This window comes from Achromobacter sp. FW305-C-28 (genome assembly GCF_058783235.1).
On record NZ_JBYSYL010000014.1, the window covers coordinates 18,779 to 40,198 of the forward strand.

General features: G+C 69.0%; 16 protein-coding genes. 8 read left to right on the plus strand and 8 right to left on the minus strand.

The window, feature by feature from the left end; translation table 11 throughout:
• From AC3WMR_RS26375 to AC3WMR_RS26405, 7 genes are all read left to right on the plus strand, one after another.
• Window positions 1-1,122 (plus strand): ABC transporter ATP-binding protein, encoded by a 1,122-nt coding sequence (locus tag AC3WMR_RS26375; protein WP_492266844.1) that lies wholly within the window; start codon window positions 1-3, stop codon window positions 1,120-1,122.
• Entirely contained in the window at window positions 1,119-2,060 is a 942-nt protein-coding gene (locus AC3WMR_RS26380; RefSeq protein WP_492266843.1) for a carbohydrate ABC transporter permease, read from the plus strand. Before AC3WMR_RS26375 ends, AC3WMR_RS26380 begins: the two co-directional genes overlap by 4 nt.
• Entirely contained in the window at window positions 2,053-2,952 is a 900-nt protein-coding gene (locus tag AC3WMR_RS26385; protein WP_492266842.1) for a carbohydrate ABC transporter permease, read from the plus strand. The genes AC3WMR_RS26380 and AC3WMR_RS26385 overlap by 8 nt, the downstream gene beginning before the upstream one ends.
• Window positions 2,953-2,979: 27 nt before the next feature.
• Window positions 2,980-3,909, plus strand: a complete 930-nt coding sequence (locus AC3WMR_RS26390) for a DUF6963 family protein (protein WP_492266841.1) — start codon at window positions 2,980-2,982, stop codon at window positions 3,907-3,909.
• A complete protein-coding gene (locus tag AC3WMR_RS26395) occupies window positions 3,896-4,561 on the plus strand; it encodes a TetR/AcrR family transcriptional regulator (protein WP_492266840.1) in 666 nt (221 codons plus the stop codon). The genes AC3WMR_RS26390 and AC3WMR_RS26395 overlap by 14 nt, the downstream gene beginning before the upstream one ends.
• 9 nt (window positions 4,562-4,570) lie before the next feature.
• A complete protein-coding gene (locus tag AC3WMR_RS26400; RefSeq protein ID WP_492266839.1) occupies window positions 4,571-6,106 on the plus strand; it encodes an N-acyl-D-amino-acid deacylase family protein in 1,536 nt (511 codons plus the stop codon).
• Window positions 6,107-6,191: 85 nt separating this feature from the next.
• Window positions 6,192-7,445 (plus strand): D-amino acid dehydrogenase, encoded by a 1,254-nt coding sequence (locus AC3WMR_RS26405; protein WP_492266838.1) that lies wholly within the window; start codon window positions 6,192-6,194, stop codon window positions 7,443-7,445.
• Between the two features lie 33 nt (window positions 7,446-7,478).
• On the opposite strand, the gene AC3WMR_RS26410 is transcribed toward AC3WMR_RS26405, so the two are convergent.
• From AC3WMR_RS26410 to AC3WMR_RS26445, 8 genes are all read right to left on the minus strand, one after another.
• Entirely contained in the window at window positions 7,479-8,489 is a 1,011-nt protein-coding gene (locus tag AC3WMR_RS26410; protein WP_492266837.1) for a Bug family tripartite tricarboxylate transporter substrate binding protein, read from the minus strand.
• A 203-nt stretch (window positions 8,490-8,692) separates the two neighbouring features.
• Window positions 8,693-10,282: an efflux transporter outer membrane subunit gene (locus AC3WMR_RS26415; protein ID WP_492266836.1), complete on the minus strand. Its 1,590-nt coding sequence runs from the start codon at window positions 10,280-10,282 to the stop codon at window positions 8,693-8,695.
• The gene (locus tag AC3WMR_RS26420; RefSeq protein ID WP_492266835.1) at window positions 10,279-13,392 is read right to left on the minus strand and encodes a multidrug efflux RND transporter permease subunit; all 3,114 of its coding nucleotides are present in this window, start codon (window positions 13,390-13,392) and stop codon (window positions 10,279-10,281) included. The genes AC3WMR_RS26415 and AC3WMR_RS26420 overlap by 4 nt, the downstream gene beginning before the upstream one ends.
• Window positions 13,389-16,487, minus strand: coding sequence for an MdtB/MuxB family multidrug efflux RND transporter permease subunit (locus tag AC3WMR_RS26425; RefSeq protein WP_492266834.1), 3,099 nt, complete (start codon window positions 16,485-16,487; stop codon window positions 13,389-13,391). The genes AC3WMR_RS26420 and AC3WMR_RS26425 overlap by 4 nt, the downstream gene beginning before the upstream one ends.
• 15 nt (window positions 16,488-16,502) lie before the next feature.
• On the minus strand, window positions 16,503-17,771 hold the full coding sequence (locus tag AC3WMR_RS26430; protein WP_492266833.1) for an MdtA/MuxA family multidrug efflux RND transporter periplasmic adaptor subunit: 1,269 nt from the start codon (window positions 17,769-17,771) through the stop codon (window positions 16,503-16,505).
• A 228-nt stretch (window positions 17,772-17,999) separates the two neighbouring features.
• Window positions 18,000-18,752 carry a cell division protein ZapD gene (gene zapD / locus AC3WMR_RS26435; RefSeq protein ID WP_025137224.1) on the minus strand — a complete coding sequence of 251 codons (753 nt, stop codon included), beginning with the start codon at window positions 18,750-18,752 and terminating at the stop codon, window positions 18,000-18,002.
• 42 nt (window positions 18,753-18,794) lie between these two features.
• The gene (coaE, locus tag AC3WMR_RS26440; RefSeq protein WP_492266832.1) at window positions 18,795-19,442 is read right to left on the minus strand and encodes a dephospho-CoA kinase; all 648 of its coding nucleotides are present in this window, start codon (window positions 19,440-19,442) and stop codon (window positions 18,795-18,797) included.
• A 105-nt stretch (window positions 19,443-19,547) separates the two neighbouring features.
• Window positions 19,548-20,405, minus strand: coding sequence for a prepilin peptidase (locus AC3WMR_RS26445; protein WP_492266831.1), 858 nt, complete (start codon window positions 20,403-20,405; stop codon window positions 19,548-19,550).
• 193 nt (window positions 20,406-20,598) lie between these two features.
• Here AC3WMR_RS26445 and AC3WMR_RS26450 point away from each other — a divergent pair, with 193 nt between their 5' ends.
• Complete coding sequence (locus tag AC3WMR_RS26450) at window positions 20,599-21,387, plus strand: copper resistance protein NlpE N-terminal domain-containing protein (protein ID WP_492266830.1); 789 nt, start codon at window positions 20,599-20,601, stop codon at window positions 21,385-21,387.
• Window positions 21,388-21,420 lie beyond the last annotated feature (33 nt).

The following is a 21,420-nucleotide window of genomic DNA, read 5'->3' on the forward strand; positions in this document are numbered from 1 at the left end:
ATGGCCAGCGTTTCCCTGCAAGGCATACAGAAGTCGTACACGCGCTTCACGGCGGTGCGCTCGCTGGACCTGGACATCCGCGATGGTGAATTCGTGGTGCTGCTGGGGCCGTCGGGCTGCGGCAAGACCACCACGCTGAACATGATCGCCGGGCTGGACACGCCCACCGGCGGCCAGATCCGCATCGACGACCGGCGGGTGGACCAGGTGCCGCCGCATCGGCGCAACGTGGCCATGGTGTTCCAGAGCATTGCGCTGTATCCGCACATGACCGTGCGCGAGAACATCGGCTTTCCGCTGCGCATGCAGAAGATGCCGGCGGCCGAGGTGCGCAGCCGGGTCGACCGCGCGGCCGCGCTGCTGCGGGTCGAATCGATGCTGGACCGCAAGCCCTACCAATTGTCGGGCGGCCAGCGCCAGCGCGTGGCGATCGGCCGCGCCGTGGTGCGCGACCCCGACCTGTTCCTGTTCGACGAGCCGCTGTCCAGCCTGGACGCCAAGCTGCGCACCGACATGCGGGTCGAACTCAAGCGCCTGCACCGCAGCCTGAACGCGACCTTCATCTACGTCACCCACGACCAGGTCGAGGCCATGACGCTGGCCGACCGCATCGCGGTGATGTCGGGCGGCAACCTGTTGCAGTTCGCCGACCCCGACACCATCTACCGCCGCCCGGCCAGCATGGAAGTGGCGGACTTCATCGGCAACCCCGGCATGAACTTCCTGCGCGGCACGCTGCAGGCGCAGGACGGTGTGCCGGCCCTGCGCACCGCCGGCGGCGTCTATGCGCTGCCGCCCGCGCTGGCCGCCGCCGCACGCGCATTGCCCGCCGGCAGCCAGGCGGCCCTGGGCATCCGCCCCGAAGCCATGGCGCCCGCGCCGCTGGCCGGCAACGGCCTGCTGCTGCAAGGCCAGGTCTGGGCGGTGGAACCGGTGGGCCCGGATCAGTTCGTGGACGTGGCCACGGCCGGCGAAGACGGCCCGCGGCTGCGCGCCCGCCTGCCGCCGGAGCGCCGTTACGAGGTCGGCGCCCCCATTGCGCTGGCCCTGCCCGAAGCCCGCCTGTACCTGTTCGACGCCGCCGGCCTGCGCGTGCACGGCGGCGAGGAGCCGCGCACATGAGCGCCGCCAGCCTGCCACAGACGTCCGCGCCGCGCACCGCCCCCGGCGGCAAAGAGATGTCGGACCTGAGCTTTGCGCTGACGGTCATCATCGCCGTGTATGCGCTGAACACGCTCATCATCGGCGTGCCGCTGGGCTATTCGTTCTGGCTCAGCCTGCACGACACCAATGCCATCCTGCGCACAGAGGAATTCGTCGGCGCCGATCTCTACGGCGAAGTGCTGACCGACCCCGCCGTCACCGACGCCATCTGGCGCAGCCTGGGCTTCGTGGCGATGTGCGTGGTGGGGTCGTTCGTGGCGGCGCTGGGCATCGCGCTGGTACTGAACGAAGAAATGCCGTTGCGCGGCCTGGTACGCGGACTGGCATTGCTGCCCTGGGCCATGTCGCAGGTGGTGACGGCCACGGTGTTTTCCTTCCTGCTCAATCCCAGCTTCGGCGCGCTGACGGGCCTGTTGACGCCGCTGGGGCTGGCCGGCCCGGGCACGGTCTGGCTGGGCAGCGACTGGGCGCTGTTCTGGGTGGCGCTGGCCTTCGTGTGGCACATCGCGCCGCTGGGCAGCTTCTTCTACCTGGCCGCCTTGCAGACCATTCCGCGCGACCTGTACCGCGCCGCGCGGGTGGACGGCGCCGGCCCCCTGGCGCGCTTTCGCCACATCACGCTGCCGCACCTGAAGCACACCACGCTGATCGTGCTGGTGGTGATGACGGTGGAAGCCGTCCGGCAGTTCGACCTGCTGTTCTCGCTGACGCGCGGCGGGCCGGGCACGTCCACGCAGATCCTGCCGCTCTTGATCTTCCGCTACAACTTCGAATTCTCGAAGTACGGCCTGGCGTCGGCCGCCGCCTTCCTGCTGACGGTGCTGTCGCTGCTGCTGGCCACGGCGTACTTCATGTTGATCCGCAAGAAGCGTCCGCAAGGAGCCAGCCATGCGTAGTGAAACCGCAAGAGCGGCCGGCGAAGGCTGGCGCCCCTGGCTGGTCGGGGCCGGCGTGGCGGCCGTGGCGTTCTGGTGCCTGTTCCCGTTGTACTGGACGCTGAAGGCCTCGTTCATGGACGAGGCCGCCATCATCATGGGCGTGGCGCACAACAGCGGCGGCTACACCATCGAGAACTACCTGCGGGTGCTGGGCCTGTCCAGTTCGGACTCGATCTTCGGCGGCCAGACCCGCGCCATCATGGCCGGCTTCATCAACAGCGCGCTGGTGGCGCTGCCCGCCGCGGCGGCCGGCACGGCCATCGCCACACTGGCGGGCTATGTGCTCGGACGCTTCGAATTTCCGTTCAAGGGCCCCCTGCTATACGTGCTGCTGGCCTCGCGCACGCTGCCGCCCATCGCGCTGCTGATTCCGTACTACGTGTTCTTCGCCGCCATCGGCCTGGCCGGCAGCCTGTTCGGGCTGTGGATCGTCTACCTGACCGCCGTCATACCGCTGCTGTCGTGGGTGCTGATGGGCTACTTCGCGTCGCTGCCGGTGGAAATCGAACGCGCCGCGCGGATGGACGGCTGCACCCGCTGGCAGATGCTGCGCCACGTGACCCTGCCGATGGCGCTGCCCGGCATTGCCGCGGCCTTCATCATCGCCTTCCTGGTGGGCTGGAACGACCTGCTGTTCGCCATCGTGCTGACGGGCGGCACGGCGGCGCAGACGCTGTCGGCGGCGCTGCTGGGGCTGTCGCCGCTGATGCCGGGCTTTCGGGCCGACCTGGGCCTGTTCGCCGCGGCCAGCATGCTGGCCGCCCTGCCGCCGCTGGCGCTGGCCATGCTGTTCCAGCGCTTCATCACCAACCTGAACATCGTCGACCCGGTGACGAGCAACACGGACTGACGCCATGCCCGCGACCAGGAGCCCCGCATGACCATCGGCGTTGCCGCCTGCGGCCCCCATGCCGGCGCGGCCGTGCGCGCCGCCGCCCTGGCCGCCGAACTGCTGGGCCACGGCGCCATCGGCGGCTTCGCGGTGTTCGCCGTGCTGGACGACGACGGCCGGGTGCAGCACGCCACCGTCCAGCGCGGCGGCGTGACGGCGCTGGACCTGCCGCCGGCCTGGCTGCGCGCGCGCCACGCGGCCCTGATCGAAAGCGGCCCCGACCGCCCGGAGCCGCTGGTGCAATTCCTGCCGGGCGCCGACGGCGTGGGGCTGGTGACAGGGCACCGCCTGCCCAACCGGCCCGGCGCGGACGGCGCGCCGCTGAACCAGGCGGTGCTGCGGCGCCTGGCCGCCGGGCAGGCGCCGGACACCGCCGTGGCCGAGGTGTTGCGGGCGCACCCTGAAATCGACGCCGGCCTGATCGCCCTGTCCGCCGATGGCCGCCTGGCCTGGGGCAACACCGACCGGGTGGCACGCCGCCCCGACCAGGGTCAGGCCGCCCGCGACAACGGCGCCTGCCGGCTGGCGCTGCTGCACAACTCGATCTTTCCCTGCCCGCCGCTGGCCCAGGCCATGGCCGACCTGGCCTGGCACGCGCTGACGGGCGAGGCCTGCGCCTGGCGGGCCCTGAGCCTGCGGGCGCCGGTGGCGATCCTGCCGGGGCCGCGCGACCGGGTGCACGTCGACGCCCGCCTGCGCGTCACCGCCATCGAGCAGGCCGACCCGTCGTTTCCCACCGCCCGCAGACGTGCCAATGCCGTCTACCTGGGCAGCGAAGTCTGGCAAGATGGCAGGCATATCGGCCATACCGTCAGCGAGCTCGTCGTCGACATGGCCGACGGCCGGGTGTTCGGTCTGCCGGACCCCGCCCGCTCCCTCATCCTCATGAAGGAATCGGCCCATGTCCCGACGTGAAAACACCGAGCGCCAGATCCTGCAAGCCCTGGAAGACCAGATCAAGGAAACCGGCATGCAGGGCGTGGGCATCAACGCCATCGCCAAGCGCGCCGGGGTCAGCAAGGAACTCATCTACCGCTATTTCGACGGCATGCCCGGCCTGATGCTGGCCTGGATGCAGGAACAGGACTTCTGGACCCGCAACCCCGACCTGCTGGCCGCCGACGAATCCAGCCAGCGCAGCCCTGGCGACCTGGTGCTGTCCATGCTGCGCGCCCAGATCGACGCGCTGGCCGGCAACGAGTCGCTGCGTGAAGTGCGCCGCTGGGAACTGATCGAACGCAACGACGTGTCCGCCCCGCTGGCCGAGCGCCGTGAGCGCGCCGCGCGCGGCTTCATCGACCGCGTCGACGGCCTGACCGCCGATATGGACGCCCCCGCCGTCGTCAGCGTGATGCTGGCCGGCGTGCTGTACCTGATGCTGCGCGCCAAGACCGAAAGCCACTTCCTGGGCGTGCCGCTGCGCACCCCGGAAGGCTGGGACCGCATCAACGGCGCCCTGGAACACCTGGTCAAGCACGGCTTTCCCGAACCGCTCAATACCGAATCCCTCGCCACCCTGGAGGCGCGCCGCAAGAAAGCCCGGCCGCCCGCCGATACCGACACCTGACCCCCCTTTATGCCAGCGCATCCCCACCCGCAGGACTACGACCTCATCATCAGCGGCGGCCTGATCGCCGACGGCCTGGGCGGCCCGGCCCGCCGCGCCGACCTGGCCATCTCGGGCCAGCGCATCGCCGCCATCGGCGACGGCGCCGGCTGGACCGCCCCGCGCCGCCTGGACGCCACCGGCAAGGTGGTGGCGCCGGGCTTCATCGACTGCCACACCCACGATGACCGCGCCCTGCTCGGGTCACCGCTGATGCGCCCCAAGGTCAGCCAGGGCGTCACCACCGTGGTGACGGGAAACTGCGGCATCAGCCTGGCGCCGGTGCGCGCACCGGGCGACATCGTGCCCCCGCCGCTGAACCTGCTGGCCCAGCACACCGGCGAGCTGTATGCCCGCATGCAGGACTACGCCGCCGCGCTGGACGCCAACCCCGCCGCCGTCAACAGCCTGGCGCTGGTAGGCCATTCCAGCCTGCGCGTGTCGGCCATGGACCGGCTGGACCGGCCCGCCGACAAAAAGGAAATCGCCGCCATGCGCCATGCGCTGGACCAGGCCATGGCCGCGGGCGCGGCGGGCCTGTCCACCGGCCTGTACTACCCCACCGCCATGCACGCCAGCACCGAAGAGGTAATCGGCGTGGCCGCGCCGCTGGCCGCCTGGCAGGGCCTGTACACCACCCACCTGCGCGACGAGGCCGACCACGTCTGCGAGTCCATGGAAGAGGCCTTTCTGATCGGCCGCGCGGCCGACGTGCCGGCCATCCTGTCGCACCACAAAGTCACCGGCAAGCACAACCACGGCCGCACCGCCGAGACGCTGGCGCTGTACGACCGCGTGCGCGCCGACCAGCCGGTGGGCATGGATGTGTATCCCTATGCGGCCTCGTCCACCATCCTGGAGCCGCGCCGGGTGCCGGCCGGCGAAAAGATCATCGTCACCTGGTCGCAGGCGCGGCCCGAGATCCAGGGCGTGGACCTGCGCGAGCTGGCCGCCCGCGAAGGCAAGGACCCGCAGCGCCTGGCCGAAGAACTGTCGCCGGGCGGCGCCATCTATTTCTCGATGGACGAAGACGACGTCAAGCGCGTCATTGGCCACGACAACGTGATGATCGGGTCCGACGGCCTGCCGCATGACCAGCGGCCACACCCGCGGCTGTGGGGCGCGTTTTCGCGGGTGCTGGGCCGCTATGTGCGCGAAATGCGGGTGCTGGGCATGGAACAGGCCATACGCCGCATGACTAGCCTGACCGCCGCGCAGTTCGGCCTGCGCGATCGCGGCGTGCTGCGCGCCGGCTGCTACGCCGACGTGGTGGTGTTCGACCCGGCCGCCGTGGTCGACCTGGCCACCTTCGCCGACCCCTTGCAGCCGTCCGCCGGCATCCGGGCGGTGCTGGTCAACGGCCAGCTGGTCGAAGAACACGGCGCCCCCACCGACGCCCGGCCGGGCCGCCTGTTGCGCGGCGACGATCGCGCGGCGCCGGGCTTCGACACACCCGCCTGGGCCGGCCCCGGCACGCCTGCCTCTTCGGACCAGCCTGCGGCCTGATCCCTTTTGAATCGCGCGGCCTCGCCGCGCGGCATCCCTGCCATCCGGCGCCGTCCCGCGGGCGGCGCCCTTTCCTCGGAGCATCATGCACACTATCGTCATCGGCGCGGGCGTGGTCGGCATGGCCACCGCCTACACCCTGCATCGCGAAGGCCACCAGGTCAGCGTGGTGGACGCCGGCCCCGGCCCGGGCCTGGGCACCAGCCGGGCCAACGGCGCCCAGCTCAGCTACAGCTTCGTGGCGCCGCTGGCCGACCCCGCCGTGTTGCCCAAGTTGCCCGCCTGGCTGCTGGGCCGCGACACGCCGCTGCGCTGGCGTCCGCGGCTGGACCCGGCACAATGGCGCTGGTGCCTGGACTTCCTGCGCGCCTGCACCCGCGCCCAAAGCCGCGCCACCACGCGCGAGCTGCTGGCGCTGGGCCTGTACAGCCGCTTGTGCGTGCATGAGCTGGTCGGCCAGGAACGGCCGGCGTTCGATTTCAGTTCGGCCGGCAAGCTGCTGGTCTACCAGGACGCCGCCAGCTACGGCCGCGCGCTGGCGCAGATGGACTACCAGGCGTCGCTGGGCTGCGAGCAGCGTGCGCTGGACCGCCAGGCCTGCCTGGACCTGGAACCCGCGCTGGCCGACATCGGCGCCAGCATCGCCGGCGCCATCTATACGCCCACCGAAGATGCCGGCGACTGCCTGCGGCTGTGCGATGAACTGGCCCGCATCCTGCGCGCCGCGCCCGGCCCGGCGCGCTTTCACTTCAATACCCCGGTGTCGGCCCTGCGCACCGAGAACGGCCGTATCGTCGCGCTGTCCACGCCCGACGGCGACCTGCAGGCCGATCACTACGTGCTGGCCGGCGGCACCGGCGCGCAGGCGCTGGCGCGGCGCATCGGGCTGGACCTGCGCATCTACCCGCTCAAGGGCTACAGCCTGACCTACGACCTGACGCCCGACAGCGTTGCGCCCGTCTCCAGCATCAGCGATATCGGGCGCAAGGTGGTGTATGCGCGGCTGGGCCAGCGCCTGCGCGTGGCCGGCATGGTCGACATCGGCGCGCAAGACGCGCATATCGACCCGCGGCGCGTGCAGAGCCTGCGCGACGACGTGGCACGGTTCTTCCCGCGCCTGAATCCCGCGGGTGCGCCCCAGGCCTGGGCGGGCCTGCGCCCCGCGCGGCCCGACGGCAAGCCGCTCGTCGGCGCGACCCCGTGGCGCAATCTATGGCTGAACGCAGGCCATGGCGGCCTGGGCTTCACGCTGGCCGCGGGCAGTGCGCGCATGCTGGCGGACTTGATGCGGGGCCGCCGTCCGGCGGTCGATCCGGCGGCGTTCGCGTTGGCGGCATGACGCCGCGGGGCCGATTGCCGGCCCCGCCCGACCTCAATCGGCCTTGATCCCCCGGCTCTGGATCAGCTTGCCCCACTTGTCGCGTTCCTTCACTTCGAAGGCCGCGAGATCCGCGCCGAACAGGTTGCCAGGCGTGGCGCCGCCTTGCGCCAGCGACTGTTTCAAGGCGGGCGATTGCAGCGCCTCTTTCATCGCCGCGATCAGCTTGTCCACCACCGGCGCAGGCGTGCCGCGCGGCGCATACAAGCCGGACCACGCGGTAACCTCGAAGCCCGGCAGCCCGGCCTCGGCCATGGTGGGCAGATCAGGCGCGGCGGGGCTGCGTTCGGCCGACGTGACCGCAATGCCGCGCAGCCGGTCGCCCGCCTTCAGCGCGGCCATCGAACTGGGCAGGTTGTCCATCAGGATATCGACCTGGCCGCCGATCACCGCAGGGATCGCGGCCGACGAGCCCTTGAACGGCACGTGCAGCATCTGCAGGCCCGCCATCGACTCGAAATACGCGCCGGTCAGGTGCACCGACGAGCCGATGCCCGGCGACGCATACGAATACTTGCCCGGGTCCTTCTTCACCGCCTTCATCACGTCGTCCAGCGTGCGCCAGGGCGAGCCCGCCGCCACCGCCATCACATTGGGCGTGGATGCGATCATGCCCAGCGGCACCAGGTCGGTGGCGGGGTTGAAACCGATGTTGCTGTACAGGAATTGATTGACGCTCTGGGTGCCCACCGACCCCAGCACGATGGTGTAGCCGTCCGGCTGCGCGCGCGTTGCCGCGGCCACGCCCAGGTTGCCGGCGGCACCCGGCTTGTTCTCGACCACGATGGACTGCCCCAGCGCCGGCCGCATGTGCTCGGCGATGGTGCGGGCGAAGATGTCGGTGGTGCCGCCCGGCGGGAAAGGCACGATCAGGGTGATGGGCCGCTCGGGCCAAGCCGCGGCCGCGGGTGCGCAGACTGCCATGGCGACGGCCGCCACCGCCATGCCAGCGAAGGCCAGGCGAGCGGACGCGCCACCCGCACTCGCACGAAAAAACCTGCCCATCCTCTTCCCCTTCACAAGAAGTGTTCGATTGATCAAACGGAATCCGGCGTCACGGTACTTCGCGATGCGGACGGGCCGGCCAGGCGTGGCACGAAGCGCGTCTCGGGCGGCAAGCCCAGCGTGACCATCTGGTCACTTTTGACGCATTAGGAACCCGCGGCCCGGCCTTGTCAATCGGGGGAAGGAGAGGTTACGCGTTATCCCTAAGGCTGGGCTGCGGGGGGAGTTGCGGACGCAGGCGCCGGGCTGGCCGCCGCAGCGGGCGCCGCGGCGTCAGCGGCCGTCGCGCCCGACGACGCGGGTGTTGTGGCGGTGCCGGACACCGCCCCCAGCCCGTCCCACCCGCCGCCCAGCGCCACGATCAGGTTCACGCTGGCCACCAGGCGATTGCCGTACAGGCTCAGCGCGCTGCGTTCGTTGCTGAGCGCGGTGGCATCCACCACCGCTACGCTCAGGTAGTCGACCAGGCCGGCCTTGTACTGGTTCTGGATCAGGCGCAGCGATTCGCGCGCCGATTCCAGCGCACGGCGCTGCACGGTCTGCTCGCTTTCCATCACGCGCAGCTGGATCAGGTAGTCCTCGACCTCGCGCAGCCCGACCAACGCGGCCTGACGGTAGGCCGCCGCCTGCGCGTCATACGAGGCCCGCGCCTGTTCGACCTGGGCTTCGCGCGCGCCGCCGTCGAAAATGGTCAGCGCCAGCGCCGGACCCAACGACCAGAAACGCGCCGGCGCCGTCAGCAGTTCGGCGAACTCGCCGTTGCGGAAGCCGCCATTGGCCGACAGCGTCAGGCTGGGAAACCAGGCCGCCTGCGCCACGCCAATCTGCGCATTGGCCGCGGCCGCACGGCGCTCGGCGGCGGCCACGTCGGGCCGGCGTTCGAGCAGTTCGGACGGCAGGCCCACCGGGATCTGCGGCAGCTGCACGTTGAAGGTCGCGGGCGGCAGCGTGAAATGCGACGGCGCCTGGCCCATCAGCACGGCAATGGCGTGCTCGTATTGGCCACGCTGCCAGTCCAGGTCAATGGACTGCGCGCGGGTGCTTTCCACCTGCGTGCGGGCCACGGCCACGTCCGACTGCCCCACCACGCCGACGTTGTAGCGGTTCTGCGTCAGCTGCAGCGATTTCTCGTAGGCCGCCACCGTGGCATCGAGCAGGCGCTTTTGTTCATCCAGCACGCGCAGTTGCAGGTAGGCCTGCACCAGCGCGGCCTGCGCGCTCAGGCGCGTGGCGGCCAGATCCGCCAGGCTGGCCGCGGCGCTGGCCTCGGACGACTCGACGCTGCGGCGCACACGGCCCCACACGTCCAGCTCCCAGCTGACATTGCCGGTCAGCGAATACTGGTTCGACACATTGCTGCCGCCGTTGCCCCCCGACGACGACGAAGACGAACCGCTGCCCCCGCCGCTGCCCGAGCGCGTCAGGCCCGCGCCCGCGCCCACCGTCGGGAAGAAGCCCGCGCGCGCACCGCGCACCAGGCCCAGCGCCTGCCGGTAATTGGCCTCGGCCTGCGCGATGGTCTGGTTCGACGCGTTCAGGCGCGTCACCAGGTCGTTCAGCGTGGCATCGTCGTACACCTGCCACCACTGGCCGCGATCGGCATCGTCGCGCGGCTGGGCACGCTTCCAGCCCGGCACCTCGACCTGCCCTTCCTTGTAGGCCACGCCCACGTCCAGCGCCGGGCGCTGGTAATCAGGACCGACGGCGCAGGCGCTCAGCAGGGCGCACAGCGCCAGTACGGCGCCCGCGCGCGGCAGGGTTGCGTAGGAAGAAGGCTTGGCGTTGCGGATCATATTTGTTCTATGGAGGCGTCGCCGCCCGTTCGCCGGGTGCGCCCGCGCGCGGCCCAGAGACGGAAACGGTCTAGGTAAAGATAAACCACGGGGGTGGTGTACAGCGTCAGGATCTGGCTCAGCACCAGCCCGCCCACGATGGTAATGCCCAGCGGCTGGCGCATCTCGACGCCGGCGCCGGTGGCCACCACCAGCGGCAGCGCGCCGAAGATCGCCGCCATGGTGGTCATCATGATCGGGCGGAAACGCGTCAGGCAGGCCTGGAAGATGGCTTCACGCGGCGCCATGCCCTGGTTGCGCTCGGCATCCAGCGCAAAGTCCACCATCATGATGGCGTTCTTCTTGACGATGCCGATCAACAGAAACACCCCGATCAGCGCAATCAAGGTGAAGTCGGTGCGCACCAGCAGCAGCGCCAGCAGCGCGCCCAGGCCCGCCGACGGCAGCGTCGACAGAATCGTCAGCGGATGCACGAAGCTTTCGTACAGAATGCCCAGCACGATGTACATGGTGACCAGCGCGGCCAGGATCAGCCACGGCTGCTGTGCCAGCGTCTGCTGCAACGCCGCCGCCGTCCCCTGGAAGCCGGCCTGGATCTGATCCGACGGCAGGCCGATGCGCGCCACGGCCGCATCGATGGCCGCCGTGGCCTGCCCCAGCGACACGCCGGGCGCCAGGCTGAACGACACCGTGTCGGCCACGAACAGCCCCTGGTGCTGCACGCTCAGCGGCGCATTGGCGTTCTCGAAGCGGGCAAACGCCGCCATCGGCACGCGCGCGCCTGTAGACGTGATCACTTCCACCTGCTTGAGCGATTCGATGTCCTGCGCAAATTTCGCGTCCACCCCCAGCACCACGTGGTACTGGTTCAGCGGCCCGTACATCACCGACACCTGGCGCTGGCTGAACGAATTGTTCAGCACCGTCGAAATCGTCGACATGCTCACGCCCAGCCGCGTGGCGGCCTCGCGGTCGATCACCAGGTTGATCTCGCGGCCCTTGTCCTCGACGTCGGTATCCACGTCGGTGATCTCGGGAATCTTCGACATCGCCAGCTGTACCTTGGGCATCCAGGTGCGCAGCAGTTGCAGGTCGCCCGACATCAGCGTGTAGTCGTACGAGCCCTGGCTCTGCCGCCCGCCGATGCGGATGTCCTGCTGCGACACCAGGAACATGCGCGCCCCGGGCATGTTCTGCAGCCGGGCGCGCAGGCGGTTGATGACCTGGTCGGCCGATACCTGGCGTTCGCCCAGCGGCTTGAGCTGGATCTGCATGAAGCTGCTGTTGCTACCGCCGCGGCCGCCGGCATAGCCGGTCATGCTTTGCACGGCCGGGTCCGCCAGCACGATCTTGCGCAGCGCATCCAGCTTCGGGATCGTGGCCTGGAACGACGTGCCCTGGTCCACCCGGAAAAAGCCCAGCAGCTGGCCGGTGTCCTGCTGCGGGAAAAATCCCTTGGGCACGACGGTGTACAGGTAGACATTCAGGCCCACCGCCGCGGCCAGTATCACCATCATCAAGCGGCTGTGCGCCAGCGCCCAGGCCAGGCTGCGGCGGTAGCCGTCCTGCATCCAGGCAAAGCCGCCTTCGGCCCAGCGCGCCAGCCGGCCGGGCGGTTCGGGTTCCTTGGGTTCGGGTTTGAGCAGGCGGGCGCACATCATGGGCGTCAAGGTCAGCGACACCACCAGCGACACCATGATGGACGCCGACAGCGTCACGGCGAACTCGCGGAACAACCGCCCCACCACCCCGCCCATCAGCAGGATGGGAATGAACACCGCCACCAGCGACAGGCTCATCGACAGCACGGTAAAGCCGACCTCGCGCGAACCGCGCAGCGCCGCCCGCATGGGCGACATGCCGTTCTCGACGTGCCGCATGATGTTTTCGAGCACCACGATGGCATCGTCCACCACGAAGCCGGTGGCGACAATCAGCGCCATCAGCGAAATGGTGTTCAGTGTGAAGCCGCACAGATACATGATGCAGAAGGTGCCGATCAGCGACACCGGCACCGCGATGCTGGGAATGATGGCCGCCCGCCAGCGCCGCAGGAACAGCAGCACCACCAGCACCACCAGGCCCACCGCGATGACCAGCGTCAGTTCGGCCTCGTGCAGCGACGCACGGATGCTGGGCGTGCGGTCCTGCGCCACGGTCAGCTGCACGTCGGCCGGCATCAGCGCCAGCAGCACCGGCAATTGCGCGCGCACCGCGTCCACGGTCTCGATGATGTTGGCGTCGGCCTGGCGCCGCACGATCATCAGGATGGCGTTGCGCTGGTTGTAGAAACCGGTCTGGTACAGGTCTTCGACCGAATCCTCGACCTTGGCCACGTCCGACACGCGCACCGGCGCGCCGTCGCGCCAGGCCACGATCAGCGGCCGGTATTGCTCGGCGCGGCTGAGCTGGTCGTTGACCATGATCTGCCAGTGATAGCGGTCGTTTTCCAGCACGCCCTTGGGCCGGTTGGCGTTGGCATTGGCCAGCGCCGTGCGCACCTCGTCCAGCGACACGCCGCGGTTGGCCAGCGCCCCCGGCAGCACCGTTACGCGCACCGCCGGCAGCGAACTGCCGCCCACCGTCACTTCGCCCACGCCGTCCACCTGTGACAGCTTCTGCGCCACGATGGTGGATGCCAGGTCGTACATCTTGCCCTGGCTGAGCGTGTCGGACGTCAGCGCCAGGGTCATGATGGGTGCGTCCGACGGGTTGGACTTGTGATACGTGGGGTTGCTGCGCAGGCTGGTCGGCAGCAGCGAACGGGCCGCGTTGATGGCCGCCTGCACGTCGCGCGCCGCACCGTTGATGTCGCGCGACAGATCGAACTGCAGCGTCACGCGGGTCGACCCCTGCGAACTGCTGGACGTCATTTCGGTCACGCCGGCGATGCTACCCAGCGAACGTTCCAGCGGCGTGGCCACGCTGGACGCCATGGTCTCGGGGCTGGCGCCCGGCAGGCTGGCCGACACCGAGATGGTGGGAATATCCACCTGCGGCAGCGGCGCCACCGGCAACAAGAAAAACGACAGCATGCCCGCCAGCACGACCGCCAGCGACAGCAGCGTGGTCGCTACCGGCCGGACGATGAAGGGGGCCGACAGGATCATCGCGCGTCCCCGGGGCGGGCCTCGCGCATGCCGCGCCAGCGCCGCGACATGCGGTCGAACATCAGGTAGATCACCGGCGTGGTGAACAGCGTCAGCACCTGGCTGAGCAGCAGGCCGCCCACCATCACCAGGCCCAGCGGCTGGCGCAGCTCGGCGCCGGTGCCCGACGACAGCATCAGCGGCAGCGCACCGAACAGCGCGGCCAGCGTGGTCATCAGAATGGGCCGGAACCGCAGCAGCGCCGCCTCATGGATCGCCGCGCGCGCCGACAGGCCGCGCTTGCGCTCGGCGTCCAGCGCGAAGTCGATCATCATGATCGCGTTCTTTTTGACGATGCCGATCAGCAGAATGATGCCGATGATGCCGATCATGTCCAGCTCGGTGCCGCTGATCAGCAGCGCCAGCAACGCCCCCACGCCGGCCGACGGCAGCGTCGACAGGATGGTGATGGGGTGGATGTAGCTTTCGTACAGCACGCCCAGCACGATGTACATGGTGACGATCGCCGCCAGGATCAGCCACAGCGTGCTGGTCAGCGAATTCTGGAACGCCAGCGCGGCGCCCTGGAAGCGCGTCTCGACGCTGGCCGGCATGCCGATCTCGGCCTCGGCCGCCGTGATGGCCTCGACCGCCGCCGACAGCGATGCCCCGCGCGCCAGGTTGAACGACACCGTCACCATCGGAAACTGATCCAGCCGGTTCACGGCCAGCACCGTCTTGCCCTCGGTGATGCGCGCAATCGACGACAGCGGCACCTGCGCCCCGGTCGATGTCGGCACGTGGATCTGCCCCAGCGAGGCCGGGTTCATCTGGAATTGCGGCTGCACTTCCAGCACCACGCGGTACTGGTTGGACTGGGTGAAGATAGTGGAGATCAGGCGCTGGCCAAATGCGTCGTACAGCGCCTCGTCCACCACCGCCGCCGTGATGCCCAGGCGCGAGGCCGCATCGCGGTCGATCTCGACCCAGGTCTGCAGGCCGTCGTCCTGAAGGTCGTCGGTAACGTCCTTCAAACCCGGCACCTGGCGCAGGCGGTCGATCAGCTTGGGGGTCCATTCGCTCAGCACCGCCAGGTCGGGGTTGGACACCGTCATCTGGTACTGCGTGCGGCTGACCCGGTCTTCGATCGTCAGGTCCTGCACCGGCTGCATGTACACCGTCAGGCCGTCCTGCTTGGCAAACGACTGCTGCAACCGCGCCATCACGGTGGCCAGGTCGCCATTGCGCTCGGCCTGCGGCTTGAGCGCGATCTGCATGCGGCCCGCGCTGAGCGTGGCGTTGCTGCCGTCCACCCCGATGAACGAGGACACCGCCTGCACGTCCGGATCCTCCAGCGCCAGACGGGCGGCGGCCTGCTGGCGGTCGGCCATGGCGGTGAACGAAATGGATTGCGGCGCCTGGGTGATGGCCTGGATCAGGCCGGTGTCCTGCTGCGGGAAAAAGCCCTTGGGCACCAGGATATACAGCAGCACCGTCAGCGCGAAGGTCGCCAGGGCCACCAGCAGGGTCAGCGGCTGGTGGCGCAGCACCTTCTGCAGCATGCGGTCGTAGGCGGCGATGATGCGGTCGATGAACGCGCCGGTGGCCTGGTGGAAACGGCCGTGCTTCTGCTCGGACTCGGCGCGCAGCAGGCGTGCGCACATCATCGGCGTCAACGTCAGCGAGACCACCAGCGAAATCAGGATCGACACTGCCAGCGTGATGGCGAACTCGCGGAACAGCCGTCCCACCACTTCGGTCATGAACAGCAGCGGGATCAGCACCGCGATCAGCGAGAACGTCAGCGAGATCAGCGTGAAACCGATCTGCGAGGCGCCCTTGAGCGCGGCCTGCAGCGGCGTTTCGCCCTCTTCGATGTGGCGCGCGATGTTCTCGATCATGACGATGGCGTCGTCCACCACGAAGCCGGTGGCAATCGTCAGCGCCATCAGCGTCAGGTTGTTGATCGAGAACCCGGCCAGGTACATGATGCCGAAAGTGCCCACCAACGACAGCGGCACCACCACGCTGGGAATCAACGTGGCCGTCAGGCTGCGCAGGAAAACGAAGGTCACCATCACCACCAGCGCCACGGCCAGCAGCATTTCGAACTGCACGTCGGCCACGGAATCGCGAATGGTCTGGGTGCGGTCGGACACCACCGTCACATCCAGCGTGGCCGGCAGCGCGGCGCGCAATTGCGGCAGCAGCGTCTGGATGCGATTGACCACGTCGATGACGTTGGCGCCCGGCTGGCGCTGGATGTTCAGCAAGATGGCCGGCTTGTCGCCCGCCCAGGCCGCCTGGCGCGTGTCTTCGGCGCCTTCCACGGCGCGCGCCACGTCCGACAGGCGCAGGGGCGCATTATTCTTGTAGGCAATGATCAGGTCGTTGTAGTCGGTGGGCGACTTGAGCTGGTCATTGGCGTTGATGGTGGTCGAGCGCAGCGGCCCGTCCAGGTTGCCCTTGGGCTGGTTGACGTTGGCGCCCACCACCGCGGTGCGCAGGTCCGTCAGCCCCAGGCCGTTGGCCGCCAGCGCCTGCGGATTGACCTGCACCCGCACGGCCGGGCGCTGACCGCCCGCCACGCTGACCAGGCCCACGCCGGGAATCTGCGACAGCTTCTGCGCCACCCGCGTATCGACCAGGTCGCGCACCTGCGGCAGCGGCATGGTCGGCGAGGTGATCGCCAGGGTCAGCACCGCGGCATCGGCCGGGTTGACCTTGTTGTAGGTCGGCGGCACCGGCAGGTCGCTGGGCAGCAGGTTCGACGCGGCATTGATGGCCGCCTGCACCTGCTGCTCGGCCACGTCCAGCGGCAGCGTCAGGTTGAACTGCATGGTGATGACCGACGCGCCGCCCGAACTGGTAGACGACATCTGGTTCAGCCCCGGCATCTGGCCGAACTGCCGTTCCAGCGGCGAGGTCACCAGCGAGGTCATCACGTCCGGGCTGGCGCCCGGGTACAGCGTGGTCACCTGGATGGTGGGGTAATCGACCTCGGGCAGGGCCGAGACCGGCAACAGGCGGTAGGCGATGAAGCCGGCGATCAGGATGGCCACCATCGACAGCGTGGTGGCCACGGGCCGCAGGATGAACAGGCGCGACGGGCTCACGGCGATATCCCTGGCTTACCGGGTGGCCGGCGTGGTGCCCGCCGGGGCGCCGCCGCCCAGCGACTTGTCCTTGGGGATCACCTCGGCGCCGCCCACGACCTCGACCTTGGCGCCGGCGCGCAGCCGGTCGGTGCCCTCGGTCACGACGCGGTCGCCGGGCTGCAGCCCTTCGTTCACGGCCACCATGCCATTGTTGATGGCGCCCAGCTTGACTTGCTTGACCTGCACGGTGTTGTCGGCCTGCACCTGGAACACGAAGGCGCCGGCCGATCCCTGCTGGATCGCCGCCGTGGGAATCGCGGTGACGTCCTTGCGCGTCAGCACGTGCAGGCGCACGTTGACGAACTGGTTGGGAAACAGCGCGTCATCCTGGTTGTCGAACTTGGCCTTCAGCTTGAGCGTGCCGGTCGTGACGTCGATCTGGTTGTCCAGCGTTTCCAGCTTGCCGGAGGCGATGCGCCGGGTATCGGCGCGGTCATAGGCCTCGACCGCCAGTGTCTTGCCCTGGGCCAGTTCGGCGCGCACTTCGGGCAACTGGGTTTCGGGCAGCGTGAACACCACCGAAATCGGCTGGGTCTGGGTAATCACCACCAGGCCGTTGGTGTCCGAGCTGGACACCAGGTTGCCGCGATCGACCTGGCGCAGGCCCAAGCGGCCGCTGATGGGCGCGGTGATGCGGGCGTAGTCCAGCTGCAGGCGCGCATTGTCGACATTGGCCTGATCGCTCTTGATGGTGCCTTCGTATTGGCGCACCAGCGCGGCCTGGGTGTCGACCTGCTGCTTGGCGATGGAATCCTGCTTGAACAGGGCCTGGTAGCGTTGCAGGTCGCGGCGCGCGTTCTCGAGCAGCGCCAGGTTCTGCATCTGGGTGCCGCGGGCCTGATCCAGGGCCACCTGGAAGGCGCGCGGGTCCACCTGCGCCAGCAGGTCGCCGGCCTTGACCATCTGGCCTTCCTGGAACGGCACGTCCACCAGTTCGCCGCTGACGCGGCTGCGTACGGTGACGGTGTTGTACGCGGTCACGGTGCCCAGCGACTTCAGGAAGATGTCGATGTCCTGCGTCACGGCGGTGGCTACCCGCACCGGCACGGCCAGGTTGGCCATGGCCGCCGCCATGTTGGGCCGCCCGCCGCCAGGGCGTCCGCCGCCCGCGCCGCCCGGCTTGGCCGCCGGCCGCAGCGCCACCCAGGCAATGCCGGCCACCACCAGCAAAAGCACCACTAATCCGATGATTCTGCGGCGGGTCCAGCGGGAGGTCGGGGAAACGGGACGGCTATCGGACATGGGAAACGGTTCCGGCACTGACGGAGAAAGCCGTATTGTGTACTAGACAGGCGTCTTTTCAGCGATTGGCCGTTACGACTGAAATAGGGCGCAACAGGAATCGGGGCACGATGGATGGGGCGAGGGTCCGGCCATCCGGGGTCCGGCCATCCGGGGCACGGCCATCCGGGGTATGGCCATCCGGGGGCCAGCCGTCCGCCACCGGCCCTCCGCAACCGGCCCTCCAGCTCAGGAATTGCAGAGCGTCATCTGGAAGGGGACGTCGCGGGCAACCTGCTGCGGCTTGAATTCGCCGTCCTGCGTCGAAAAGCGGATCCAGATCATGTACTTATTGGCGCTGATCTCGGGAAACGCGCCCTGGGTCGGGTCGACCCACACGCGCAGCAACTGGAACTGCTTGCCGGCCAGCATCTGCTGGTAGGCGCCCTGTTCGGCCACGATGTCGGTCTTGCGGCCGGACTCGCGCAATAGCCGCAGCGCCAGCGTCAGGCCGTCGTAGAGCGGCCCGAAAGGCGCCAACCAGGCTTGCAGGTCGGCGCAACGCGCGGCTTCGGACTTATGTTGCCAGGCGTAGTAAGACGGCATGTCGACCTGCGTGGCGCCGCCAGGCACCGACAGGCGGCCGCGCAGGCTGGTCAGCCATTCGTTTTCGCGCAGCGATTGGCCGGTCTTGCCGGGCGCGGCCAGGGCCGCAGAGACTTTTTCAAGTTCGCGCAGCATGCCTTCCAGCGCATCCTGCGCCACGCCGGGGTGGTCGCGCAGGCCCATCAGGGCCACGCGTTGGCGTTCCAGGTCTTGCAGCACGGCGCCCTTGACGTCGGTGCGTTCGCACGCGTCGAGCAGATCGAACAGGGACGTGACGGCGACCTGGTGCTGGCGTGAGTCTCCCTCGCGGGCAAAGAAGAACAGCCTGTCGAACAGGTATTCAAGCCGCAGGTAAGCGCGGATGCGCTCATTGAAGGGATATTCGTAAACAATCACGCTTGTAAACAGGCCCATCAGAGGTCGGCCTGAAGGCCGAGATTATTCAGGGGTGCCGGCCAAGCCCTGGGCTTGCCGGCCCGTCGTGGCCGCCAGCGCCAGCCAGCGATCATGCAGGGTCTTCGCCTGCGCGCGCAATTGTTCCGGTGATGTCGCACCGTCGTTATTGATGACGTCGTCGGCGACGGCCAACCGGCTTGCCCGCGCAGCCTGTGCCGCCATGATACGCCTGATGGCAGAGTCCGTCAGCCCGCTGCGCGAACGCACCCGTGCCACTTGGGTTTCCGGGTCGCAATCGACCACGCAGATGCGGTCGACGCGGCTGCGCCAACGGTCGATCGACTCGACCAGCAAGGGCACCACGAACACCAGGTAAGGCCCTTGCGCGGCCGCGGCCTGGCGTTCGGTTTCCTGGCCGATGACCGGATGCAGCAAGGCTTCCAGGCGCAGGCGAACCTGCGGATCGGCAAAGGCGCGCTCGCGCATCCAGTCGCGGTTCAAGGCGCCGTCGGCCGTCAACGCGCCGGGGCCGAATTCGCGTTCGATGGCGGGCATCGCGGCGCCGCCTGCCGCCGTCAATGCGCGTGCGATCTCGTCGGTGTCGACCACCGATGCGCCCCAATCCCCCAGCATGTCGGCCACGCGCGACTTGCCGGAACCGATGCCGCCTGTCAGGCCGATATTGAACATGTGCGTCATTCCTTGCTTACTTGAACGGTAGAGCCTGCAACGGCCGCGGATGGCATCGACGAGCCGACATCGACCGGGTGACCAGCGTGCGCCTTGCGGCGGGCCTCAGCGCAGCAACCATCCCATGCCCTGCTCGCCGCCCAGCAACAACACCACCACGCCAGCCAGCGCCAGGTAAGGCCCGAACGGCAGGGCCTGGCCGCGGCTGGCGCGACCGCTGAGCGTTTGCGCGCCGCCGATCACCACGCCGACCACGGACGCGCCCAGCAGCAGCATCGGCAAGGCGCCCACGCCAAACCAGGCGCCCAGCGCGGCCAGCAGCTTGAAATCGCCAAAGCCCATGCCCTCGCGCCCGGTCAGCAGGCGGAATGCATGAAAGATAACCCACAGGAACAAATAGCCGGCCACCGCGCCCACCACCGCCAGCCGCAACGTCGTGAAGGCGTCGAACAGGTTCACCAGCAAGCCGGCCCAGGCCAGCGGCAGCGTGATCGAATCGGGCAGCAGGGTGGATTCCAGGTCGATCCAGGCCAACGCCACCAGCGCGGCCGACAGGCCCATGGCGCACAGCGCGATGGGCGTGGCGCCGAAGCGCCAGGCGCATGCGGCAAACAGCACGCAGGTGGTCAGTTCAATGACGGGGTAGCGCCAGCCGATCGCGCCATGACAGACGCTGCAGCGGCCCCGCAGCGCCAGCCAGCCCGCCAGCGGCAGCCTCCGCCAGCCGACCACGGGGGCCTCGCAATGCGGGCAGTGCGAAGGCGGCGCCAGCAGGCCGTAATCGGCCGGCGGCCGGGCCTTGCCCACGGCGTCCAGGCACTGCGCCTGCCACTCGCGTTCCATCATGCGCGGCAGCCGGTAGGTCAGCCGGGTCAGCCAGCCCCCCACGAACAGTCCGGCCACCGCCGCCAGGCCGATGAAGCCTGCCAGGGGGATCGGAAAGACATGCCACAAGGAGGTCATGCGGGGCCCCGCGACGCGGCCTGCCCTGCCGAACATCCGGCATTTTCGGCAAAACGGCAGGCTTGCCGCCAGGGACCGTGTCGTAATTTGTGCATAAAGGGCGAACAGTGTCTTTCGGGGTGTGGGGGAACGTATCGAATCTTCGCATAAGTGCGTAAAATCGGAGACAGACTCAACTTACGGATCAGCTGCCATGGCCGCGCGCGTCGATATCCTCTCCCGCCCCCGCAAACTCAGCATCGTGGGGCTGCTGTTAGCGGGCACGGTACTGGGCGCTGCGGGCTGCGCCCAGCAACGCACCGAAGGCTACTACGACCCACCGGTCGAAAGCACGGTTACCGACGCCCAATACCAAGGTTCGGGCGCCGGCTACCGCACCGTGCTGCGCGCGCCTTCGCAAGTGCAGATCGCGCTCAAGCCCGACCAAAAGAAAACCCAGGCCCAATCCGGCCAGCCCGCCCAGGGTGGCAACGTCACTGAAGACGGCCAGGCCGTGCCGGAAGGCACGGAAAGCGCTTCGGCATCGTCGGGCGGTTCGGCACCCACGCCGGTCACCGCCCCCGCGGGCGGCGCGACCCAAAGCGCCACGGCCAACAGCCTGGTGCCGCAACCGCAAACCTATATGGGCACGCTGCCGTGTTTCTCGCCCGCCATGCAATGCACGGCGCAGCGCGTTACGCTGACCCTGGCGCCCAACGGTCGCTGGCGCGGCCGCACGGCCTACCTGGAAGACGCCGCCAAGAAGGCCGCCCCGGTGGTGGAACAAGGCTGCTGGGACGCCACCGACGAACGCCCGCCGCGCGTCATTCTGCTGGACGGCCAGGGCAATGTGCGGGTGGAATTCCTGGTGGCCGCCAACAACGTGCTGCGCGTGCGTTCCATTGGCGGCCAAACGCCCAACCTGAACTACAACCTGACCCGCCAGCCGGATCTGGACCCGATCGACGAACTGGCCAAGGCCAACGCGCCCCAGTGCCCGTGAGCCTGGCGGGCCGGTCAACCGGCCTGACCTGAC

What these genes read in the sequence shown, in the direction of transcription:
- AC3WMR_RS26375 (WP_492266844.1), top strand. Translation starts at nt 1, where the DNA reads ATGGCCAGCGTTTCCCTGCAAGGCATACAGAAGTCGTACACGCGCTTC.
- AC3WMR_RS26380 (WP_492266843.1), top strand. Translation starts at nt 1,119, where the DNA reads ATGAGCGCCGCCAGCCTGCCACAGACGTCCGCGCCGCGCACCGCCCCC.
- AC3WMR_RS26385 (WP_492266842.1), top strand. Translation starts at nt 2,053, where the DNA reads ATGCGTAGTGAAACCGCAAGAGCGGCCGGCGAAGGCTGGCGCCCCTGG.
- AC3WMR_RS26390 (WP_492266841.1), top strand. Translation starts at nt 2,980, where the DNA reads ATGACCATCGGCGTTGCCGCCTGCGGCCCCCATGCCGGCGCGGCCGTG.
- AC3WMR_RS26395 (WP_492266840.1), top strand. Translation starts at nt 3,896, where the DNA reads ATGTCCCGACGTGAAAACACCGAGCGCCAGATCCTGCAAGCCCTGGAA.
- AC3WMR_RS26400 (WP_492266839.1), top strand. Translation starts at nt 4,571, where the DNA reads ATGCCAGCGCATCCCCACCCGCAGGACTACGACCTCATCATCAGCGGC.
- AC3WMR_RS26405 (WP_492266838.1), top strand. Translation starts at nt 6,192, where the DNA reads ATGCACACTATCGTCATCGGCGCGGGCGTGGTCGGCATGGCCACCGCC.
- AC3WMR_RS26410 (WP_492266837.1), bottom strand. Translation starts at nt 8,489, where the DNA reads ATGGGCAGGTTTTTTCGTGCGAGTGCGGGTGGCGCGTCCGCTCGCCTG.
- AC3WMR_RS26415 (WP_492266836.1), bottom strand. Translation starts at nt 10,282, where the DNA reads ATGATCCGCAACGCCAAGCCTTCTTCCTACGCAACCCTGCCGCGCGCG.
- AC3WMR_RS26420 (WP_492266835.1), bottom strand. Translation starts at nt 13,392, where the DNA reads ATGATCCTGTCGGCCCCCTTCATCGTCCGGCCGGTAGCGACCACGCTG.
- AC3WMR_RS26430 (WP_492266833.1), bottom strand. Translation starts at nt 17,771, where the DNA reads ATGTCCGATAGCCGTCCCGTTTCCCCGACCTCCCGCTGGACCCGCCGC.
- coaE (WP_492266832.1), bottom strand. Translation starts at nt 19,442, where the DNA reads ATGTTCAATATCGGCCTGACAGGCGGCATCGGTTCCGGCAAGTCGCGC.
- AC3WMR_RS26445 (WP_492266831.1), bottom strand. Translation starts at nt 20,405, where the DNA reads ATGACCTCCTTGTGGCATGTCTTTCCGATCCCCCTGGCAGGCTTCATC.
- AC3WMR_RS26450 (WP_492266830.1), top strand. Translation starts at nt 20,599, where the DNA reads ATGGCCGCGCGCGTCGATATCCTCTCCCGCCCCCGCAAACTCAGCATC.